The sequence below is a fragment of the Acinetobacter sp. 766875 genome (genome assembly GCF_000582055.1).
Classification (GTDB): domain Bacteria; phylum Pseudomonadota; class Gammaproteobacteria; order Pseudomonadales; family Moraxellaceae; genus Acinetobacter; species Acinetobacter nosocomialis.
Genome location: NZ_JEXX01000008.1, coordinates 24,600 through 44,034, shown reverse-complemented (window position 1 = coordinate 44,034; position 19,435 = coordinate 24,600). Strand labels below are relative to the sequence as shown.

The window sequence follows — 19,435 nt, the reverse complement described above, 5'->3', positions numbered from 1 at the left end:
TCCATGTCATAAAACAATCGGATCTAGTCTAAGTGAGCTAAGCCAAGATTGGGTAGCTTTTTTGTGGAAAAGCTTTATTGGTTTTTGAATTAAGCCATTTTAATATTCAACGTTAAGGCTTAACGTGCTGGAAATGCTCACGAACAATGTTCAGCCACGCTTGTACCGCTGGTGAGACAGGAAGATTTTTTTTCCAAGCCATGACTAAGTGCCACTGAATATTTGGTTTTTCAAGTGGTACTGCTGCAAATAAAGTAGGGTCAAGCATGTCGGTATAATATTGAGGGAGAAGCGCAATCCCCATACGTTGTAACACCATGTCTGCCAAGAGATGCCATTGGCTGGTACGGCAAGCAATAGTTGGATAAAAACCATGCTGCTTACAAGCATCGAGAATAATACTGTTCAAAGAGAAATTTTCAGGAAACATTAAAAATGATTGGTGTTGTAGCTCTTCTAAATTTATTTTTTTGCGGGTTGCCCAAGTTGCATCACGACGTAAAAGTACCATTAAAGGGTAGTTACATAGCTCAATGCTATTGAAAATTTGCTCATCAAAAGGCTGTAATAAAACGCCCACGTCTAGCTCGTTATTGAGTAAAGCTTGCTCAATACCGCGTGAACCCACTTCCATAAAAGCTAATTCAATATCTGGCCATTGGCGATGAAAGTCAAACAGAGCAGTCGTTAGGAGCTGCGAACCTAAAGGCGGAACGCCAAGTTTTAAAGTACCTGTTTTTAATTGTTGATAGTTTTCTATTTCAAGAAAGATGTTTTGCTCTGCCTGAAGAAGTTCGACCGCATGTTGATAAATACGCTCTCCAATTTCGGTTAATTCAATTTGTCTTTTTCGTCCATGATCGGGTTTGACCAAAAGTTGTACCTGAAGCTGTTCTTCGAGTTGTTGTAATATTTTACTAATGGTGGGCTGAGTCAGATACAACTCTTCAGCAGTGCGAGTAAAACTTTTAGTTTTTACCAGTGTAACGAAGCACTGTAATGATTTTAGAGAAAGCATAGTAAAGAATAGGTTATTCCATTTTGGAATAATATTAACATGAATAATTCATATTTAGCAGCTTTAACCAAGATAGCATAATGATGTAGTTAACCATTTAATTTCGAAAAATGAGTACTGAATCTGCTTCTGGAACACCCTTACAACCATCACTGTTCGTATTAGTTAAACAAATTCTCATTTTGGCTGGATTTTGGTGGATCGGATATCTCTTACATCAAAAACTCGGCGTCCCTGTCTCTGCAGGTATTTTAGGTATGTTTTTATTGCTTTTATGCCTGTTCTTTAAAATTATCAAAATGGATCAGGTGGCAATGGGAGCAACCGTTGTTTTAGGTGAGCTATTACTGTTCTTTGTTCCTGTGGTAGTCGCCGTTGTCCAGTATAAAACGCTGTTTATGACCGAAGGATGGCAAATTGTCTTGAGTATTGCCATTGGTACTATTTTAGTCATGCTAAGTACTTCGCTGACTATTCACTATTACAATCGTTTGAAGGCTTATTTACAAGCTCGAAAACATCTTCAACATAAGCATATCTAAAGAGCAAAACGACATGAATATTTGGTCAATTCTTTGTCTGATCTGGACTTTGGTTGCCTATGTGGTGGCAAAGCGAATCTATCAGAAAAATCCAAAACTTTGGTTATCACCCGCAATTAGTGTGCCTGTACTCACCATTATTTTGATGACGATTTTTGGAATTTCATATCAAACTTATGCAGAAGATACGCAGTGGATTGTTAATTTGTTAGGACCAGCAACGGTTGCTTTTGCTGTACCGATTTATCGCTATCGGGAAACAATTCGTAAAAACCTTGGGGTCCTTTCGATTGCGATTATTGTGGGCATGAGTGTAGGTGTGATGTCTGCCTATGAAATGGCAAAGTGGTTCCACTTTAGCCCTGAAGTAACCAACAGTTTGATGGCACGTTCTATTTCAACACCATTTGCCATGATTCTAGCGGAAGATATTCATGGTTCGGCAGCATTGGTTTCTCTATTTACCGTTATTACCGGTTTGGTTGGTATGATTTGTGGTGATGCGATTTTAGCGATTACTAAAATCCGTTCTAATGTAGCAAATGGAGCTGCCTTTGGTAATGCAGCGCATGGTTTTGGTACAGTTAGAGCTCAGCAGCGTAATAGCGAAGAAGGTGTAATTGCCAGTTTAACTATGGTCATCGCCGGTATTTTAATGGTGCTGATTGGGCCATTTGCGATTCATCTATGGTTAATGTTGTAAGCTTGGATTAAGACGGTTTGTCATGTTCTTGAATAATTATTGATAGTTTTTTAATGGCTTGTTGCATCTGTTCGGGTTCAAAATCACCTAAGCCAACAATTAAACCCGGACGTTGTTGCTCTTTTGAATATGTTGGTGAAATTGCTTTAACGGCAATACCTGCATCGACTGCCGAGCTTGCAACGTCAATATCATTAATATGATGAGCAAGCCATAACACCATATGCATGCCTTGATCACCCGGCTGTAACCAAGCCAGTTCTTGAGGTATATGTTTTTCAATCAAGCCAATAATGTATTGCCGAACTTCCGCATAAACATGTCGAGTACGTCGAATATGTCGTTCTAAATAACCTTCTTGAATAAAAGCAGCTAAAACGTGTTGGTCAGCAGCAGGTGGATGTCTATCAATTAATACTCTTAGTCCACAAAAAGATGCCACCAGTTCTTTAGGTAATACGGCATAGCCAAGCCTAAGCGATGGAAATAGAACTTTGCTGAAAGTGCCAAGATAAATGACTTGGTGGGGTGCCATACCTTGTAAAGATGGAAAGGGCTGACCGTTATAACGAAGTTCACTGTCATAGTCATCTTCAATGATCCATGCATTTTGCTGTTTTGCCCAAGCCAATAAAGCCGTGCGTCTTGCTAGACTCATTGGCATGCCAAGTGGATATTGGTGAGATGGTGTCACAAAAGCAGCACGCGCATGTTTTGAAAGTTTAATCCCAGTTTCAACTTGAATACCTTCTTCATCGACAGGAATACGCACCGTACGGATATTTTTTACTGCATGTTCAAAAATGGCTGTAGTACCACGATAAGCCGGATCTTCTATCCAGACTTCATCTTTCGCTTCAAATAAAATCTGGCTGCAAATATAAAGTGCCTGTTGAATACCAGGTGTAATCACGATTTGTTCAGGTTCACAGTGTACAGAGCGGGATCGACGTACATAGTCTGCTATAGCGATTCTTAATGCTAATACCCCTTGAGGCTCACCATAACCTGACGGAGCACCAGCCCCTCGAGATCTAAATTTATTACCAAACTTACGCCAAATATCACTCGGTTGAGTACGAGCAATCGGAACAGACACTGCAAAAGGGGCATGAGGAAGGGGTTTAAACTCTTTGAGTACCTCGGCATAACAAAGAGCTGATTTGGTTAAAGGGATGGAGCTAGAAATTGTTTCTTTCTGGGAAGATTCCAATACAGTTTTTTTAGTTAAGGCATGAGATACATAAGTGCCAATTCGGGCTTGTGAAGAAAAAACACCTTCAGCTAAAAGCTGATCGTAAGCTTCGATAATTGTTCCACGAGCGACCCCAAGTGTTTGAGCCAGTTCACGCGAAGATGGTAAAGGGTCGCCGGGTTGTAAATCACCACTTTGTACAGCTTCACGCAAAGCTTGAGTTAATTGAGCACTTATCTTCCCTTTGCTTTTATCAATCTTTGCAATCGACGGAAGTTCAACAACTTTTGCCATTCTTGCCATAATTCTGGTCTACTTAAAAAAATACAAAGTGGTTCTTTTTAATAAACCACATAAACCAGAAAATTTACAACACAAAATATAAATAACCCTGAGATTTACAGTGAGGTTTTGAGCCATGTATATCCCCGATGATTATGCAGAAAACCGTTTGGATGTATTGCATTCTCTTATTACAGAATATCCGTTTGGTGTGCTTTTTACTCATGGAAGCAATCGATTAGATGCAAATCATCTTCCTTTTGAACTTCAGAAAAATGAAGGGAAGTTTGGCGCTCTACATGCGCATGTGTCTCGAGTGAATCCTGTCTGGCATAACATTAAAAATGGCGATGAGGTGTTGGTCGTGTTCCAAGCCGGTGATGCTTATATTTCACCAAACTGGTACCCATCCAAACATGAACAGCACAGACAAGTGCCGACGTGGAATTATAGGGTTGTGCATGCTCATGGCAAAGTAACAGTTCACGATGATGAACGTTATGTTCGCGGTGTGGTGGCTCGTTTAACCCGTAGCCATGAAGCTTCTCAACCTGAACCTTGGAAAATGTCAGATGCACCAAAGGACTATCTTGAACCGATGTTAAAGGCGATTGTGGGAATAGAAATTGAAATTACTAAGCTGCAAGGCCAATTAAAATTGGGGCAAAACAAAGAACGTCGAGACATTTTAGGTGCGGCAGATGGCCTATCAAAATCTGGTCATCAAACCATAGCAGACGCTATGTATAGTGTGGCTGATTTAAATAAATAACTTTGGAAATATAAAAGCTTAATATTAATGGAGGAGATAAAGATGGCTTGGATTACACCTGTTGAGTTGGTAGGCGAACACGTTATTTTAAAGCCGCTAGATGTCACTCAAGCTGAAGCGCTCAAAGAGGCCGTTTGCGATGGGGAACTCTATAATCTTTGGTATACCCGTGTGCCAAGACCTGAACAGATGACTGCTGAAATTGAAAGACGTCTTGGTTTACAAAAATCTGGTTCTATGTTGCCTTTTTATATTGAAGACCGAAAAACGGGACGAGCGCTGGGCATGACAACTTTAATGCATATTGAAGAAGCGCATCGCCGTGTCGAAATTGGTTCGACGTGGTACCGCAAATCTGCACAGCGTACACCTGTCAATACTGAATGTAAAAAACTACTGTTAGCTCATGCATTTGAGACTTTAAACTGTATTGCGGTTGAGTTACGCACATCTTCTTTAAATGTTCAAAGTCAAGCCGCGATTGTACGCTTAGGTGCAAAGCTAGACGGTGTACTGAGAAGCCATCAAATTGTGAAAGATGATATTTTACGGGACACTCATGTTTATAGCATTTTAAAACATGAGTGGCATGCGGTTCGCCAAAATCTGGAATGGATGTTGAATAAACCGCGATAGAAAAGATTTAAACAAACTGCTTTTCTCTTTTTTGGCTTAGCCAAAAGAGAGAAACTGCGGCAATCACCAACCATGGTATTAACGCTATGTTCATTGCTTTCCAGCCAAATAAATCCAGTAAAGCACCTGCACTAAACGAACAAATCAAACCGACAACAAAAACGGTCATGTCGTTAATGGCTTGGGCCTTGGCTTTTTCAATCGCAGTATAAGTTCCTGTGAGTAAAGAAGTACTGCCAATAAATAAAAAGTTCCATCCCACGCCTAATAAGATTAAAGAAATAGCAAAAGATGTGAACTGAATACCTGAGAGAGCAAATCCGATATAGCAGGCAAATAATAAAAGACCTGCAAACATGATTTTAAGCACACCAAAGCGAGCAATTAAATTTCCAGTAAAGAATGAAGGTAGGAACATACCAAGTACATGCAATTGAATGACTGTCGTAATCGTGCCTAGTTCATGCTGTGAATGTCGCATAGCAATGGGTGTAGCAGTCATACCTAAAATCATAATGCCATAACCTGTGATTGCACCAAACAGAGCAACCAAATAAGTGGGTTGAAAGACAATCTGATGCCATGGGCGACCAGCAGTAAAGTCAGACTTTTGTTCAACTGTATCGGCAATATGTAGGCTAGATAAAATGCCCATTGCCACAAGTGAAATGATACTAATAATTAAAAATGAACCGACATATTCCACATGTTGGAATAAGGGCCCACCAAAGCGCGCCAAAGTCGGGCCAATCAATGCTGCAACAATTCCACCTGCCATCACCCAAGAAATAGCACGCGAACGGAATGCATCATCTGCAACTTCACTTGCAGCAAAACGATAAAACTGAGCGAAGGATTGATATGCGCCAACACATAGTGTGCCTAAGGCAAGAAGTATGAGTGAACTATAAAAAATACCGATTGATGCAATAATGCCGCCGAGCACACCTAAAAAAGCACCGAATAGAAAACCGTTACGCCGCCCTATACGTGCCATCAACATTGAAGCAGGGAACATCATTAAAGCCGTACCCAAAAACATAGATGCGATGGGTAGGGTTGCAAGTGTAGGGGTATTTGAGATATTGGCCCCAGCCAAGCCACCAATGGTCATGACCATGACAGAAACAGTTTGAAAAAGTGATTGGGAACTCGCCAAAATTAATACTTGGCGGTGCATGGTGTTTGGAAGCATGAGAGCCTTTAATGATATGTGTTAATCGATGAGTATGGGTGCTGAGTTTTTATATAGTAAGCAAGTATCAATAGCTCAGCTTGAAAATGTTGAGGTGTTTCTGGCGGCAGGCATAACAATATTTCTTTTTCATAAACTATTTCTTATCAAGTAATCGTAGCTGAATAATCAGGGTTAATATTCTATCATCTGATAATTTGACACAAAACATTTGAGCATCGTTTTTTCTAAATAAGCATTGATATACACGACGTTTATTGGATTTATTCTTTCAGATCATTTTAGTCAATTTACATTTAATCGTTAACCTGAAGTTAATAACAACTCATGTAGGTTGATTGATCGGAAGTTCATAAAGCGTTTTTATAGATTCAGAACAAAACTGCGATCTATAGGTAAGTACATGGAAGGATCAGTTCAGAATAAAGAACGGTTATGGACAAAGCGGCGTCATGCCAAACAACTAAAACTAGAGATGGCAAACCAATATACCGATGGTGTAGTTATTCCAACTCAAGACATTATTAAAGTTTTAGAAACCCTGATTACACCGGGTGACAAAGTTGTACTCGAAGGAAATAACCAAAAGCAGGCAGATTTTTTATCGCGTTCTTTGGCACAAACCAACCCAGATATTTTGCATGATTTACATATGATCATGCCAAGTGTGGGACGTTCGGAACATCTCGATCTGTTTGAAAAAGGCATTGCGCGTAAGCTCGATTTTTCTTTTGCTGGCCCACAAAGTTTACGTATTAGCCAGTTAATTGAAGATGGACTGTTAGAGATCGGGGCTATCCACACTTATATTGAATTGTATTCGCGTTTGGTGGTTGACCTCATTCCAAATGTCGTGCTCTCGGCGGGTTTTATGGCAGACCGTCAAGGCAATATTTATACAGGTCCGAGTACCGAAGATTCTCCTGCACTTATTGAACCTGCGGCTTTTAGTGACGGTATTGTTATTGTTCAGGTCAATGAACTAGTAGATGATGTTTCAGAGTTACCACGTGTCGATATTCCTGCTTCTTGGGTTGATTATGTGGTGGTGGCAGATCAGCCATTTTATATCGAACCCTTATTTACTCGTGACCCGAAACACATCAAGCCAGTGCATGTGCTTATGGCCATGATGGCTATTCGCGGAATTTATGAAAAGCATAATGTACAATCTCTAAACCATGGCATTGGTTTTAACACTGCGGCAATTGAACTAATTTTACCGACCTATGGTGAATCTTTAGGTTTAAAAGGAAAAATTTGCCGAAATTGGACACTGAATCCGCATCCAACCTTAATTCCAGCCATTGAAACAGGTTGGGTAGAAAGCGTGCATTGTTTTGGTACCGAACTCGGTATGGAAAAATATGTTGCTGCTCGTCCCGACGTTTTCTTTACAGGTCGTGATGGCGCTTTACGTTCCAACCGTATGATGTGTCAGCTTGCAGGCCAATACGCTGTTGATCTATTTATTGGCGCAACTTTGCAAGTTGATGGCATGGGCCATTCTTCGACTGTTACCAAAGGCCGTTTAGCTGGTTTCGGTGGTGCACCAAACATGGGACATGATCCGCGTGGTCGTCGTCACGATACACCTGCATGGCTAGATATGCGTTTGCAAGGTGCCAATGAAACTGAAACCTATTTGGCACGTGGTAAAAAGTTAGTTGTACAAATGGTGGAAACCTTCCAAGAGGGTGGTAAGCCAACTTTTGTAGATCGTCTCGATGCGATTGATGTGGCTAAAACAGCAGGCTTACCTTTAGCACCGATCATGATTTATGGCGATGATGTCACTCACTTACTCACCGAAGAAGGAATTGCTTATCTATATAAAGCAAGCAGCCAAGAAGAACGTCAAGCCATGATTGCTGCGGTAGCAGGTGTGACCAGTATTGGTTTAACTCAAGATCCGAAAACAACTGCACGTTTAAGACGTGAAGGTTTGGTGGTATACCCTGAAGATTTAGGTATTCGCCGCACCGATGCCACACGTGAGCTTTTAGCTGCAAAAAATATTGCTGATTTGGTGACATGGTCAGATGGTTTATATCAACCACCTGCAAAATTCAGGAGTTGGTAATGATGGCACAAGTTCAATATAAAACACTCAGCGATAGTCAGCTTTTGGCAGGTTTAGCAGTAGAAGCTTTGATTGATGAAGTGAATCTGACACCGAAACCAGCTTTGGTAGATCGCCGTGGTAGTGGTGCACACAATGACCTGACTTTGGAATTAATGGAGCGCTCTGCAAAAAGTTTAGGGCCGATGTTCGATGCAATGGCGCAAGCTGCAAAGCATCATGGAAAAGTCTGTTTAGCCTTGCGTGAAGACATTGGAGAAATTGGCCGTCAAGGTGAAAAGACCATGATGTTGGCAACAGATAGTGTAAATACACATCGCGGCGCAATTTGGGCCTTAGGGTTAATGGCTACGGCAGCAGCATTAGCGCGCACGAATCAACAATATTTATCGGCTGTTGAGTTATGCCAGTTAGCAGGTCAGATTGCCCAGCTTGAAGATCGCTTTATTCCAAAACAGGCTTTAAGTCATGGTCAACAAGTACAGAAAAAATTAGGTGTCTTAGGTGCCAAAGAACAGGCACAACAAGGTTTTCCAACGATTGTGAATTTTGGTTTAAAGCAGCTTTATCAAAGTCGTAGTAAGCCCATGAAAGAAGAGTTCGCTCGTTTAGATGCATTACTTGCCATGATGACTGATTTGACCGATACCTGTGTGCTTTATCGCTCGGGAACTTCTGGTTTAAAGCGTATGCAACATGGTGCTCAGCAAGTACTCGATTTAGGTGGCAGCTCAAGCTTGGAAGGTCGACGTGCTTTGCATCTTTTAGAGATTGATCTACTTCGGATGAAAGCTTCCGCTGGTGGTGCCGCAGACTTATTGGCAGCAACACTATTTATAGATCGTGTTGAGCAGACATCTGTCAAAAATAAAGAAGGATTTTGATTATGGAAACACTTCATTTTAAATTTGTGGCGACAAAGCCACCTGTAAAAAAAGCACTAGTAGGATGTGTTGGCTCGGGCGATTTAGAAATTTTGATGGAACCTGGTGAAACAGGCAAAGCTTCTATTCAGGTAGTGACTTCGGTAGATGGCAGTGCGGCACGTTGGCACAATCTTTTTGAACGGATTTTTACTGCGCAAATACCGCCAGCGGTCAATATTGATATCCATGATTTTGGTGCAACTCCCGGTGTCGTTCGCTTACGTCTGGAACAAGCATTAGAGGAGATTGCCCATGACTGATATTCAAAGCTTGTTAAATAAACAAGATTTTATTGAACTCAGCGCCAGAGAGCGTGCCAAAGCATTATTAGATGAAGGGACTTTTCGAGAGTTACTCGACCCATTTGCACGTGTTATGTCACCTTGGTTGGTTCAGCAAAATATTGTGCCGCAAGCCGATGATGGCGTGGTGATTGCAAAAGGATCTATTCAAGAACGCCCAGTAGTTTTAATTTCAATTGAAGGTTTATTTCAAGGTGGCAGTTTAGGCGAGGTGGGGGGTGCCAAAATTGCGGGAGCCTTAGAGCTTGCAGTTGAAGACAACCTGAAAGGCATTCCAACAGCAGCAATCTTACTTTTAGAAACAGGCGGCGTTCGTTTACAAGAAGCAAATCTGGGCTTGGCTGCAATTGCTGAGATTCAGGCTGCAATTGTGAACTTACGTCAGTATCAACCTGTGATTGCTGTGGTTGCAGGCAGTGTAGGGTGCTTCGGCGGTATGTCAATTGCAGCTGGGCTATGTAGCTATATTGTAATGACACAAGAAGGACGTTTAGGTTTAAATGGTCCCCAAGTGATAGAACAAGAAGCTGGTGTACAAGAATATAACGCCAAAGATCGTCCATTTATATGGAGTATTACGGGTGGTAACCAGCGTTTCGCGAGTGGTTTGGTAGATGCTTTTGTTGATGATGATCGTCAGAAAATTCGTCAGCAAGTTATCGATTATTTAACTCAAGGCGTGCCTCAGCAGCATCGTAGTTCAAATTACTCATTCTATTTAGAAAAGCTACAACAAGTTGATACTGCTGAACAGATTACCCCAGCACAAGTTCAAGCTTTGTATCAAGGAGAACAAGCATGAATATCGCCGTTGATACATTAAAAGCTTCTACTCGTGGTGTGCATTGGTTTAAAGCACTCACACAGGGTTTTAAGGCAGTTGAAGGTTTTCCAGCTTCTGTTTGGGTAGCTGATGGGCAGATCAATCAGCAAGCTGTGTGTGTGATTGCAGTTGTGCAAGACAGCAATAATCTGTTCCCACGGGCAAAACAAGGTGAAGTTGGACTCTTGGAAGGCTGGAACTTGGCAAAAGCAGTTGATGACGTGATTCAAGCCGATGCACAGGCTGAAACTAAACGAGGCATTTTATGTCTGGTTGATGTCCCAAGTCAGGCGTATGGGCGCCGTGAAGAATTATTAGGCATTCATCAAGCTTTAGCAGGTGCAGTAGATAGCTATGCTAGAGCCAGATTGGCAGGTCATCCAATTGTGAGTTTATTAGTTGGTAAGTCGATGTCTGGTGCTTTTTTGGCGCATGGATATCAAGCCAATCGTATTATTGCCTTGAAAGATTCAGGTGTTATGGTGCATGCAATGGGTAAAGAATCTGCTGCACGCGTTACCTTACGGTCAGTTGATGAGTTAGAGCAATTGGCATCCAGCATTCCACCAATGGCTTATGACATTGAAAGTTATGCCACGCTTGGTTTGTTATCGGAACTACTATCTGTTGAAAACCCTGAACAACCGACAAATGATGATCTTTTGTTAGCGAAGCAGGTGATTGCTCAAACGTTTAAAGAAATTAATGCTGATCAATCTAAAGGACTGGAACAAAGACTTCACGGCCAAAACCGTCAAATGTCTAAAAGGGTCCGTGAATTATTGCGTGAGCAATGGTCATGAAACTTAAGCTCGAAGCCCATGATTTACTATGGGGTATGACGGTCGATTGCTTGGCCGATGATGCCCCACTTTGGGTGAAAGAGGTGTTACTACGCGGTGATCCCGTTGTAGTTCGACGGGAAATTACTCCTGAAGATCAGGTGGCTGTGGGTATAAGAGGACAATTTCGCTCTCAACGATATGCAGCGCAAATGCCACGATCTTTAATTAGCAAACAGCTTAAGCCAGAAGCGCTGACTCGCGTAGATACGCAACAGTTTGAGCACTTGGCAGAACGTTTACAGAGTATTTCCAGCATCATGAAAAATTTTTCAGGATGTTGGGGATATACAGGAAGTTTTGGGTTTGAACTGGCAACGGGCATTGAAACAGTAACCCCGCAAAGTGACATAGATCTGTTGATTCGAGCTGAACAACCTTTTGCTAAAAAGCAGGCGATTGAGCTACTCGAAAATTTTCACCAAGCCGGGCTCAATGTGGATATACAGCTTCAACTTCCACAAGGTGGTTTGGCGTTAAAAGAATGGGCGAGAAATAGCGGAAAAGTTCTATTGAAACGTCCTGATGGTGCTGTTTTAGTAGAAAACCCATGGAATTAGGGAACAGATATCATGGCTTCAATTTGGGTCTATCCGGGTCAAGGTGTGCAACGAAGCAATATGTTGCACGATTTACCTCAAACCGCTCTGGTCAAAGAATACCTTGAGCGTGCATCGAATGCACTCAAAGAAGATGTCTTGATGCTAGACAGTTCGGCAGCATTACAGTCAACGCGTTCAGTACAGCTTTGTTTGCTTATTTCCGGTGTGGTGAGTTCAGCCCTATTAACTGCTGAAAACTTAACACCATATTATGTTGCGGGCTTATCAATTGGCGCATGGTCAGCGGCGGTTGTAGCGGGAGTTTTATCCTATGAAGATGCCATTCGTTTAGTTGCCTATCGCGGTGAACTCATGCAAAACGCCTATCCGGTTGGCTATGGTATGACCGCCTTGATTGGTGCAGATCGTTCAGTAGTAGAAGTATGGGTGAAACAAGTTTATGAAATAACGCCAGAGGTGTTTGTCGCAAATATTAATACACATAACCAGATCGTTATTTCAGGAAGTTTTGAAGCCATGAACCAAGTTGCTATTTTGGCAAAGCAACAAGGTGTGGTGGCAAAAAAATTAGATGTATCGGTGCCATCGCACTGTGAATTATTAAGTCAGCAAGCAAAGCAACTTGCAGCATCTATGGAGGGAGTCACTTTAAATCAACCTAAAATTCGATATTTAAGTGGTTCAACGGCTCGTACACTTAGCAGGCCAGAACAGATTAGAGATGACTTAGCTTTTAACATGAGTCGAACTGTAGATTGGGAAAGTACCATCCAAGCTGCATGGGAGCGAGGTGTAAGGTTGCAGATTGAAGCTTTGCCGGGAACGGTGCTTACTACACTTGCACGTCGAATATTTAAAGAAGGAACTGTATTGTCATTTCAGGGAACACGTCTAGACAGCATTCAGATGGCAATGCGCAATCAAAATGCCGATAGTGGTTCTTAACTACAATACAAATTAAAAAACTGAGTAATAACCCAAGGATATGAGGGATTTACAATGATTATATATGGAGTTGGCCTACTCGCACTTTGCACCTTGGTGGGTGTTATTGTTGGTGATCTGTTGGGCGTTTTATTAGGTGTAAAGTCCAATGTTGGTGGCGTGGGTATCGCCATGATTTTACTCATTTGCATACGGTTATGGATGGAAAAACGTGGAATAATGACAGTTGAAACTGAAAAAGGAGTTTCATTCTGGGGCACCATGTATATCCCGGTTGTTGTTGCTATGGCAGCCCAACAAAATGTAGTGGCGGCATTATCGAGTGGCCATATGGCACTCTTTGCGGCTGTAGTCTCAGTTGCAGTTTGTACGCTCATTATTGCTGGTCTAAGCCGTTATAACAAAGCAAGCCCTTTACCGAAAGAAGAGGACACAGCCTTAAACCGAATCGGAGGTAAAGTTCATGGTTGAATTATTATTAAAAGATTTAACCCATTTAGGGTTAATTACAGCTTTCGCTTTAATTGCCTTAATTATGTGGCTGTCGACCAAGCTCTCTAAATACTTAACCAACGGACGAGTACATGCTTCAGCAATTGCGATTGTAATTGGTTTGATTTTGGCGTGGTTTGGCGGAAAAATGACAGGTGGTGAAAAAGGCTTGACCGACCTTGCACTTTTTACAGGTGTAGGCCTCATGGGCGGTGCAATGCTTCGTGACTTTACTATTGTAGCCACAGCATTTGAAGTACAAGCGACTGAGGCCAAAAAAGCCGGATTTATTGGTGCCTTCTCTTTATTTCTTGGGACCATTTTGCCATTTATTGTCGGTTGTATGTTTGCGTGGATTTTTGGCTATCGTGATGCAGTAAGTATTACCACAATTGGCGCAGGTGCAGTAACCTATATTGTGGGGCCAGTGACGGGTGCGGCCATTGGTGCGAGCTCTGAGGTTATGGCGCTTTCAATTGCAACGGGGCTGGTGAAAGCAATCTGTGTAATGGTTTCAACACCACTTACCGCAAAATTTATGGGATTAGACAATCCACGTTCTGCCATGATTTTTGGTGGTTTGGCAGGAACGGTAAGTGGCGTGTCGGCTGGTTTAGCCGCTACAGACCGCCGTTTAGTGCCTTACGGTGCACTCACGGCAACGTTTCATACTGGTCTTGGTTGTTTGATGGGACCTACCGTTTTGTTCTTCGCGGTTAAAGCTTTAGTGGGTTAATGAGTAATTTAATACTTAGCTCAAAAGACCGTTGTTATTAGCAACGGTCTTTTTTATTTTTGAAATTAGATGCAAACATTCGACATTCAGGAATGAGAGCAAGTAAGTTTGGATCGCGCTCTTTACTTTTTAAAAAGACCAGACCAATTTCTTGTTGCATGTGATATTGCTGTTTTAGCGGAATAAGTTTTACTGAACTTTCATAAACTGCAGAAATACGACCGGGTAATAGAGCAAAACCTACGCCTGAACTGACCATACTAATGAGGGTAAAAATATCATTGACCTGCAAAGCAACTTTAGGTGAAAAACCAGCTTTTTTAAAAATGATATCGCTGTCGTTATGAGTTGCAAAACCCTTGGTTAAAGTTAAAAAAGTTTCTTCTTTTAAAAGGCTTAAATCAATATCTTTAAACTCAGCATATTTTGAATCTTTATTGACGGCTAAAAAAATATCGTCGGAAAACATTGGCAAAATTTCAAAGTCATCATCTTGAGTGGTTTCATTTAAAGCCACGATAATGGCATCAAGTTCAGTTGCTTTAAGCTTTTTCACCAAATCCTGATTTGAACTGAGTAATAATTGAATATCAAGCTCACTACGTCTGAGTTTAAGACCGCTAATTACATTTGGAATTGTGTTTACCGTTAAAGAATAAAGGGAACCTAAATGTAAAACCTTAGCTGCAAAGCCTGCAGCTTCTCTAGTTTTATTTACGGTGATAAAAATGTCTTGTACGATTTTTTGCGCCCGCTCTTCAAATACATAAGCACTTTTTAAAGGAATGAGGTTACGGCCTTCGTTTTTAAAAAGAGGACAACGTAAAGCGCTTTCTAAAGAGTGTAATGCCTTGTGAACACTGACATTACTCAGCTGCATTTCTGCCGCGGTTTTAGACAAATTGCCACAGCGCATAAAAGCTAAAAAAATCTGTATTTTTTTAAGGGTCAGTTCTTCATCTATTTCCATCTTAATTCCTTGAGCCTGTTTCCCTTAAAACTATAGATTTGAGCTATAAAGTTACCACAAAATAAAGTCTATAAAATTGTGCTTAGGTAGAAGCATATCTTTATAAACTTACTTCAACTTTTTGTTGAATAGTTTTGATGACTTGATCTAAAGCAACTTGAATTTTTTCGTTCCACTCAAATGAACAATTGATTCTTAAATAATGTTGCTGCGCGGGTAAAACACTAAAGAGTGGGCTTGGCGCAACGCCAATGTCTTGTTGGATGAGTTCTTCATAAATTTGCATGCTATCGAGTTTATGAGGCAATTTAACCCATAGAAAATAACCGCTTGGATAATAATAAATCTCGCAACTCGGTGGCAGATGTTGCTTCAAATAGTGGTAAAACTGCTTTTTATAACGTTCAATTGAAAGTCTAAGAGTGCGCAAATGCTTTTCATAATGATGATGAGACAAGAACTCAACCAAGGCATTTTGGATGAGTGCATTCACTGAAATAGTACTCATGAGCTGTAAGTGTTGGATATGGTCCGAAAATTTACCCGCATAGACCCAACCTACCCGAAAACCTGCCCCTAAAGTTTTAGAAAATGAAGAGCAGTGCAGTACCAGATTTTGTTGGTCAAAGTACTTCATCGAAAGTGGTTTTTCCCCGCCATAATAAAGCTCTTCATACACATCATCTTCAATTAAGTAAATTTGGTGTTCATGAAGCAGTTTGGCAATTTTATATTTAATCTCATCGCTGACCGTAAACCCAATCGGATTATGGCTATTTAACATGAGCCAACATACTTTAATTGGATATGTATGAATAACCTGCTCAAAAGCCTCTAGGTCAAAACCATGTTGTGGATGTTCGGGAATGGTAATGACCTTAAGCCCTAAACGTTCAGCAGCCTGCCAAGCACCGTAAAACACGGTTTGTTGCAATAGGATATAGTCACCCGGTTGGGCTACTGTTTGTAAAGAAAGATTGAGTGCATCTAATCCTCCGGATGTAATGACAATGTCATCTGGATCGGTCTGTATGCCTTGCATACAGTAGCGCTGAGCAATTAGTTTTCTTAACGCTAAATTACCGGGAGGTAGGCTTGCTGTCTGGTCATAGCTTTGCCTTTGCCGTGCAAGTTGCCCCATAATTTGAATAAGTTTGGGAACAGCTAAAAGTTGGCTATCAGGGAAAGCTGAACCAAAAGGTACAACAGACTCATGTTGAATTGACTTTAGGTATTTAAAAACTAATGAGTTAATTTCGATTTTAGAGTTTAGTGAAACAACTGAATATTGCTCGAGTGGCTTTAGTGTAATTTGCTCGGCAACGAAGTAGCCAGACTTTTCCTTTGAATAGATCAGCCCTTGTGATTCAAGTTCTTGATAAGCATTCATCACAGTCATTAAGCTAAAACCAGAACGTTGGACCTGATCTCTTAATGAAGGTAATTTCTCATGTGCATTTAAAGTACCACTTTCAATAAGTTGGCGAATGCTATGGGCGAGTTGTTCTGATTTATACATGTATGAGCTGCACGAAATAAAAAATAAAAGATGCACTGAACCCATAATAAATGCCGCTTGTAGAATCTACAAACGGCATTTGTTTATAAGGATGGGTTTACTTTAAGTAAGGGGCAGCATAAATCAATATCACCTTAAATAAACCTGCAATCACAGCTAAGGCTAAAAAACCACCAAGCCATAACAGAATAAACCATTGGGTTTGACTGAGTTTAACTGACGACTTTTTCATAACTCCCCCGTACCTTAATGATAACCTTCATCACCTACACGAACTTTGTCACGGAATACCCAGTAAGACACAACCGTATAAGTAATAATGATTGGAATCAGAATAAGTGCACCCACTAAAGCAAACATCTGGCTGGAATGAGGCGCTGCCGCTTGCCAAATCGTAACTGATGGTGGAATGATATTTGGCCATAAGCTAATTACAAAACCAGTAAAGGCAAGGAAGACCAATGCCAAGGTATATATAAATGGTTTATGGTCCTGCTGCTTTTTACATGCTGATAAAATCAGGCCAACAAACAATAAGACCAAAATAGGCACAGGACTAAAATAGAACAGATTTGGTAAAGAGAACCAGCGATCTGCAATTTCAGGGTGTGTTAAAGGTGTATATAAGCTAACGGCACCAAAGATAATGAGCAGCGCAATAATTAACTTTGGCATAAGCTCATACATACGTTGCTGCAAGCCTTTTTCAGTTTTCAAAATGAGCCAACCACAGCCTAAAGTGGCATACATCGCAACTACACCAATACCTGTGAAAATGGAGAATGCAGTAAGCCAGTCAAAAGGACCACCGGCAAAAATACCGTTTTCGGTTTTAATGCCTTGAATATAGGCACCTAAAATAATCCCTTGGAGGAAGCTTGTTAAAACCGAACCCCAAATAAAAGCTAAGTCCCAAAGATGTTTGGTTCGATGAGCTTTAAAACGGAATTCAAAAGCAACTCCACGGAAAATCAAGGCAATCACCATGAAAATAATAGGCAGGTAGAGCGCAGATAAAACCGTTGAATAGACCAGTGGGAAGGCTGCATACAAGCCAGCACCCCCAAGTACCATCCAGGTTTCATTGCCATCCCAGACAGGAGCAACGGTATTCATCATCACGTCACGTTCTTGGCTATTCTTAATGAAGGGGAACATAATCCCGATTCCTAAGTCAAAGCCATCCATGACCACGTAAATTAAAACACCTAAACCGATAATACCGACCCATATTAAAGAAAGATCAATCATGACGGTTCTCCCCAGAGTTTTGTTTGCTGTCAATATTTTCATCGACTGCACTAAGTGGACGCATCGGTGTTTTGAAGTGTCCTACGCCACCTGTTTCCATATTTGGTGTGTCGATAAATACAGGGCCTTTATTAATGAGTTTTAAGGTGTAGTAGATACCACTACCGAAAACGATGGTGTAAACCACAACAAAAATAAAAAGACTTAGACCCACCTGATCTGCCGAAACAGTATGCGATAAACCATCTTTGGTGCGCATAATGCCGTATACCACCCAAGGTTGACGGCCTACTTCGGTAGTAATCCACCCAGCCAGCATTGCGACATAACCTGCAGGCCCCATCGCTACAGCAAATTTATGAAACCATGATGTTTCATAGAGTTTTCCACTTTTACGCAGCCAAAGAGCAATGAGTGATAAGGTGACCATAAGGACGCCAAGACCCACCATGACTCGGAAACTCCAGAAAATAATGGTCGAGTTTGGACGATCTTCAGGTGCGAATTCTTTTAAGCCTGTCACTTGCCCATCTAAACTGTGAGTCAAAATTAAGCTACCCAAATATGGAACACCCACTTCAAAGTGATTTCGTTCTTCTTTCATATCTGGAATGGCAAATAACAGTAATGGCATTGGTTCGTTATGATTGGTTTCCCAGTGACCTTCCATTGCAGCAAGCTTGGCAGGTTGATGCTCACGAGTATTTAAACCGTGGTTATCGCCAATTACTACTTGTAAACAAGAAGTCACCAGTACCATCCATAAACCCATCGAGAATGATTTTTTAACCAATTCATCACGACGACCTTTTACCAAGTGCCAAGCAGATGTTCCAACCACCAATAAAGATGAAACCAAGAAGGCAGCAGCACCCATATGTGCAAAGCGGTAAGGGAAGGACGGGTTGAAGACAATAGCTAGCCAGTCTTTTGGCACAATAATGCCATTTTCGATGGCAAAACCTTGCGGTGTTTGCATCCAGCTATTGGACGATAAAATCCAGAACATCGAAATACATGTTCCGATGGCAACCATAAGCGTTGCAAAGAAATGGGCTCTAGGACCAACACGGCCCCAGCCAAACAGCATAATGCCTAAGAAACCTGCTTCTAAGAAGAAGGCACTTAACACTTCATAGGTAAGTAAAGGACCAGTAATACTTCCGGCTACTCGTGAAAATTCACTCCAGTTGGTACCAAACTGATAGCTCATTACGACACCGGAAACCACTCCCATACCAAACGCAACGGCAAAGATCTTAATCCAGTATTTAAATAGATCTTTATAAATTGGGTTTTGCGTTCTTAACCATTTCCATTCTAAAACTGCCAAAAAGCAGGCAAGTCCGATGGATGTGGCCGGAAAAATGATATGGAAGGATACTGTGAAAGCAAATTGTATTCGCGCTAATTCTAGAGCGGTTAGACCGAGGCTCATAAACTTTCCCCCTGTGAACTAGCTGATGATGATTGAATGAGTTAAATACTTATTTTCAGGCAAAAAAGTACTCTGGCGATTAAACTTACTTCTGTGATAAATGTTCTTAGCAAGTAAAATGCCAACAGGGTAAAGCAATATAATTGCTTGATATTTCAATAGAATAGGGCGATTGATTGTTTTCAATCTGTTAGCAAAGTTT

21 protein-coding genes are annotated in these 19,435 nt (G+C 41.2%); 13 read left to right on the top strand and 8 right to left on the bottom strand.

All coding sequences use genetic code 11. The features are described from left to right. Positions 1–112 precede the first annotated feature (112 nt). Complete coding sequence (locus J576_RS09310; protein WP_002049432.1) at positions 113–1,018, bottom strand: LysR family transcriptional regulator; 906 nt, start codon at positions 1,016–1,018, stop codon at positions 113–115. A 110-nt stretch (positions 1,019–1,128) separates the two neighbouring features. Here J576_RS09310 and J576_RS09305 point away from each other — a divergent pair, with 110 nt between their 5' ends. Together J576_RS09305 and J576_RS09300 are read left to right on the top strand one after the other, a co-directional pair. Beyond that, entirely contained in the window at positions 1,129–1,560 is a 432-nt protein-coding gene (locus J576_RS09305) for a CidA/LrgA family protein (RefSeq protein ID WP_002049406.1), read from the top strand. Between the two features lie 13 nt (positions 1,561–1,573). Continuing rightward, positions 1,574–2,263, top strand: coding sequence for an LrgB family protein (locus J576_RS09300; protein ID WP_002049397.1), 690 nt, complete (start codon positions 1,574–1,576; stop codon positions 2,261–2,263). A 7-nt stretch (positions 2,264–2,270) separates the two neighbouring features. Here the strand turns inward: J576_RS09300 and pdxR are convergent, their stop codons facing one another. After that, positions 2,271–3,761, bottom strand: a complete 1,491-nt coding sequence (pdxR, locus tag J576_RS09295; protein WP_025467764.1) for a MocR-like pyridoxine biosynthesis transcription factor PdxR — start codon at positions 3,759–3,761, stop codon at positions 2,271–2,273. Positions 3,762–3,876: 115 nt separating this feature from the next. On the opposite strand from pdxR, the gene J576_RS09290 reads away from it, so the two are divergent. After that, positions 3,877–4,512 (top strand): FMN-binding negative transcriptional regulator, encoded by a 636-nt coding sequence (locus tag J576_RS09290; protein ID WP_002049388.1) that lies wholly within the window; start codon positions 3,877–3,879, stop codon positions 4,510–4,512. A 42-nt stretch (positions 4,513–4,554) separates the two neighbouring features. Next, a complete protein-coding gene (locus J576_RS09285; RefSeq protein ID WP_002049417.1) occupies positions 4,555–5,148 on the top strand; it encodes a GNAT family N-acetyltransferase in 594 nt (197 codons plus the stop codon). Between the two features lie 7 nt (positions 5,149–5,155). Here J576_RS09285 and J576_RS09280 read toward each other — a convergent pair whose 3' ends face one another. Further along, complete coding sequence (locus J576_RS09280) at positions 5,156–6,343, bottom strand: MFS transporter (RefSeq protein ID WP_002049387.1); 1,188 nt, start codon at positions 6,341–6,343, stop codon at positions 5,156–5,158. Between the two features lie 403 nt (positions 6,344–6,746). On the opposite strand from J576_RS09280, the gene mdcA reads away from it, so the two are divergent. The 9 genes from mdcA to madM are packed head-to-tail and all read left to right on the top strand — an operon-like array spanning position 6,747 to position 14,055. Continuing rightward, positions 6,747–8,426 carry a malonate decarboxylase subunit alpha gene (mdcA, locus tag J576_RS09275; RefSeq protein ID WP_002049448.1) on the top strand — a complete coding sequence of 560 codons (1,680 nt, stop codon included), beginning with the start codon at positions 6,747–6,749 and terminating at the stop codon, positions 8,424–8,426. After that, positions 8,426–9,310, top strand: coding sequence for a triphosphoribosyl-dephospho-CoA synthase (locus tag J576_RS09270; protein ID WP_025467763.1), 885 nt, complete (start codon positions 8,426–8,428; stop codon positions 9,308–9,310). The genes mdcA and J576_RS09270 overlap by 1 nt, the downstream gene beginning before the upstream one ends. Before the next feature lie 2 nt (positions 9,311–9,312). Beyond that, the gene (locus tag J576_RS09265; RefSeq protein ID WP_002049438.1) at positions 9,313–9,612 is read left to right on the top strand and encodes a malonate decarboxylase subunit delta; all 300 of its coding nucleotides are present in this window, start codon (positions 9,313–9,315) and stop codon (positions 9,610–9,612) included. Then, positions 9,605–10,456 carry a biotin-independent malonate decarboxylase subunit beta gene (locus J576_RS09260; protein ID WP_002049390.1) on the top strand — a complete coding sequence of 284 codons (852 nt, stop codon included), beginning with the start codon at positions 9,605–9,607 and terminating at the stop codon, positions 10,454–10,456. The genes J576_RS09265 and J576_RS09260 overlap by 8 nt, the downstream gene beginning before the upstream one ends. Beyond that, the gene (mdcE, locus tag J576_RS09255) at positions 10,453–11,280 is read left to right on the top strand and encodes a biotin-independent malonate decarboxylase subunit gamma (protein ID WP_002049433.1); all 828 of its coding nucleotides are present in this window, start codon (positions 10,453–10,455) and stop codon (positions 11,278–11,280) included. The genes J576_RS09260 and mdcE overlap by 4 nt, the downstream gene beginning before the upstream one ends. After that, positions 11,271–11,879 (top strand): malonate decarboxylase holo-ACP synthase, encoded by a 609-nt coding sequence (locus J576_RS09250; protein ID WP_068967801.1) that lies wholly within the window; start codon positions 11,271–11,273, stop codon positions 11,877–11,879. The genes mdcE and J576_RS09250 overlap by 10 nt, the downstream gene beginning before the upstream one ends. Positions 11,880–11,891: 12 nt before the next feature. Further along, positions 11,892–12,827 (top strand): malonate decarboxylase subunit epsilon, encoded by a 936-nt coding sequence (gene mdcH / locus J576_RS09245; protein WP_002049427.1) that lies wholly within the window; start codon positions 11,892–11,894, stop codon positions 12,825–12,827. A 54-nt stretch (positions 12,828–12,881) separates the two neighbouring features. Next, positions 12,882–13,298, top strand: coding sequence for a malonate transporter subunit MadL (gene madL / locus J576_RS09240; protein WP_033855563.1), 417 nt, complete (start codon positions 12,882–12,884; stop codon positions 13,296–13,298). Next, on the top strand, positions 13,291–14,055 hold the full coding sequence (madM, locus tag J576_RS09235) for a malonate transporter subunit MadM (protein WP_000229915.1): 765 nt from the start codon (positions 13,291–13,293) through the stop codon (positions 14,053–14,055). Before madL ends, madM begins: the two co-directional genes overlap by 8 nt. Positions 14,056–14,092: 37 nt before the next feature. On the opposite strand, the gene J576_RS09230 is transcribed toward madM, so the two are convergent. The 5 genes from J576_RS09230 to J576_RS09210 all read right to left on the bottom strand — a co-directional run bounded on the left by J576_RS09230 (position 14,093) and on the right by J576_RS09210 (position 19,233). Next, on the bottom strand, positions 14,093–15,025 hold the full coding sequence (locus J576_RS09230; RefSeq protein WP_002049381.1) for a LysR family transcriptional regulator: 933 nt from the start codon (positions 15,023–15,025) through the stop codon (positions 14,093–14,095). A gap of 100 nt (positions 15,026–15,125) precedes the next feature. Further along, a complete protein-coding gene (locus J576_RS09225; RefSeq protein ID WP_033855562.1) occupies positions 15,126–16,544 on the bottom strand; it encodes an aminotransferase-like domain-containing protein in 1,419 nt (472 codons plus the stop codon). Between the two features lie 97 nt (positions 16,545–16,641). Continuing rightward, the gene (locus J576_RS19670; protein ID WP_000749814.1) at positions 16,642–16,776 is read right to left on the bottom strand and encodes a hypothetical protein; all 135 of its coding nucleotides are present in this window, start codon (positions 16,774–16,776) and stop codon (positions 16,642–16,644) included. A 14-nt stretch (positions 16,777–16,790) separates the two neighbouring features. After that, the gene (gene cydB / locus J576_RS09215; RefSeq protein WP_002049414.1) at positions 16,791–17,795 is read right to left on the bottom strand and encodes a cytochrome d ubiquinol oxidase subunit II; all 1,005 of its coding nucleotides are present in this window, start codon (positions 17,793–17,795) and stop codon (positions 16,791–16,793) included. After that, positions 17,788–19,233, bottom strand: a complete 1,446-nt coding sequence (locus tag J576_RS09210) for a cytochrome ubiquinol oxidase subunit I (protein ID WP_025467762.1) — start codon at positions 19,231–19,233, stop codon at positions 17,788–17,790. Before J576_RS09210 ends, cydB begins: the two co-directional genes overlap by 8 nt. Between the last annotated feature and the right edge of the window lie 202 nt (positions 19,234–19,435).

Excerpts from the sequence above, each read along its gene's own strand:
- mdcE (WP_002049433.1), top strand. The coding sequence starts at position 10,453 with ATGAATATCGCCGTTGATACATTAAAAGCTTCTACTCGTGGTGTGCAT.
- mdcA (WP_002049448.1), top strand. The coding sequence starts at position 6,747 with ATGGAAGGATCAGTTCAGAATAAAGAACGGTTATGGACAAAGCGGCGT.
- J576_RS09300 (WP_002049397.1), top strand. The coding sequence starts at position 1,574 with ATGAATATTTGGTCAATTCTTTGTCTGATCTGGACTTTGGTTGCCTAT.
- J576_RS09230 (WP_002049381.1), bottom strand. The coding sequence starts at position 15,025 with ATGGAAATAGATGAAGAACTGACCCTTAAAAAAATACAGATTTTTTTA.
- mdcH (WP_002049427.1), top strand. The coding sequence starts at position 11,892 with ATGGCTTCAATTTGGGTCTATCCGGGTCAAGGTGTGCAACGAAGCAAT.
- J576_RS09285 (WP_002049417.1), top strand. The coding sequence starts at position 4,555 with ATGGCTTGGATTACACCTGTTGAGTTGGTAGGCGAACACGTTATTTTA.
- J576_RS09290 (WP_002049388.1), top strand. The coding sequence starts at position 3,877 with ATGTATATCCCCGATGATTATGCAGAAAACCGTTTGGATGTATTGCAT.
- J576_RS09260 (WP_002049390.1), top strand. The coding sequence starts at position 9,605 with ATGACTGATATTCAAAGCTTGTTAAATAAACAAGATTTTATTGAACTC.
- J576_RS09265 (WP_002049438.1), top strand. The coding sequence starts at position 9,313 with ATGGAAACACTTCATTTTAAATTTGTGGCGACAAAGCCACCTGTAAAA.
- J576_RS09225 (WP_033855562.1), bottom strand. The coding sequence starts at position 16,544 with ATGTATAAATCAGAACAACTCGCCCATAGCATTCGCCAACTTATTGAA.
- J576_RS09305 (WP_002049406.1), top strand. The coding sequence starts at position 1,129 with ATGAGTACTGAATCTGCTTCTGGAACACCCTTACAACCATCACTGTTC.
- madL (WP_033855563.1), top strand. The coding sequence starts at position 12,882 with ATGATTATATATGGAGTTGGCCTACTCGCACTTTGCACCTTGGTGGGT.
- J576_RS09310 (WP_002049432.1), bottom strand. The coding sequence starts at position 1,018 with ATGCTTTCTCTAAAATCATTACAGTGCTTCGTTACACTGGTAAAAACT.
- J576_RS09210 (WP_025467762.1), bottom strand. The coding sequence starts at position 19,233 with ATGAGCCTCGGTCTAACCGCTCTAGAATTAGCGCGAATACAATTTGCT.
- J576_RS09270 (WP_025467763.1), top strand. The coding sequence starts at position 8,426 with ATGATGGCACAAGTTCAATATAAAACACTCAGCGATAGTCAGCTTTTG.
- J576_RS09250 (WP_068967801.1), top strand. The coding sequence starts at position 11,271 with ATGGTCATGAAACTTAAGCTCGAAGCCCATGATTTACTATGGGGTATG.
- pdxR (WP_025467764.1), bottom strand. The coding sequence starts at position 3,761 with ATGGCAAGAATGGCAAAAGTTGTTGAACTTCCGTCGATTGCAAAGATT.
- cydB (WP_002049414.1), bottom strand. The coding sequence starts at position 17,795 with ATGATTGATCTTTCTTTAATATGGGTCGGTATTATCGGTTTAGGTGTT.
- J576_RS09280 (WP_002049387.1), bottom strand. The coding sequence starts at position 6,343 with ATGCTTCCAAACACCATGCACCGCCAAGTATTAATTTTGGCGAGTTCC.
- madM (WP_000229915.1), top strand. The coding sequence starts at position 13,291 with ATGGTTGAATTATTATTAAAAGATTTAACCCATTTAGGGTTAATTACA.
- J576_RS19670 (WP_000749814.1), bottom strand. The coding sequence starts at position 16,776 with ATGAAAAAGTCGTCAGTTAAACTCAGTCAAACCCAATGGTTTATTCTG.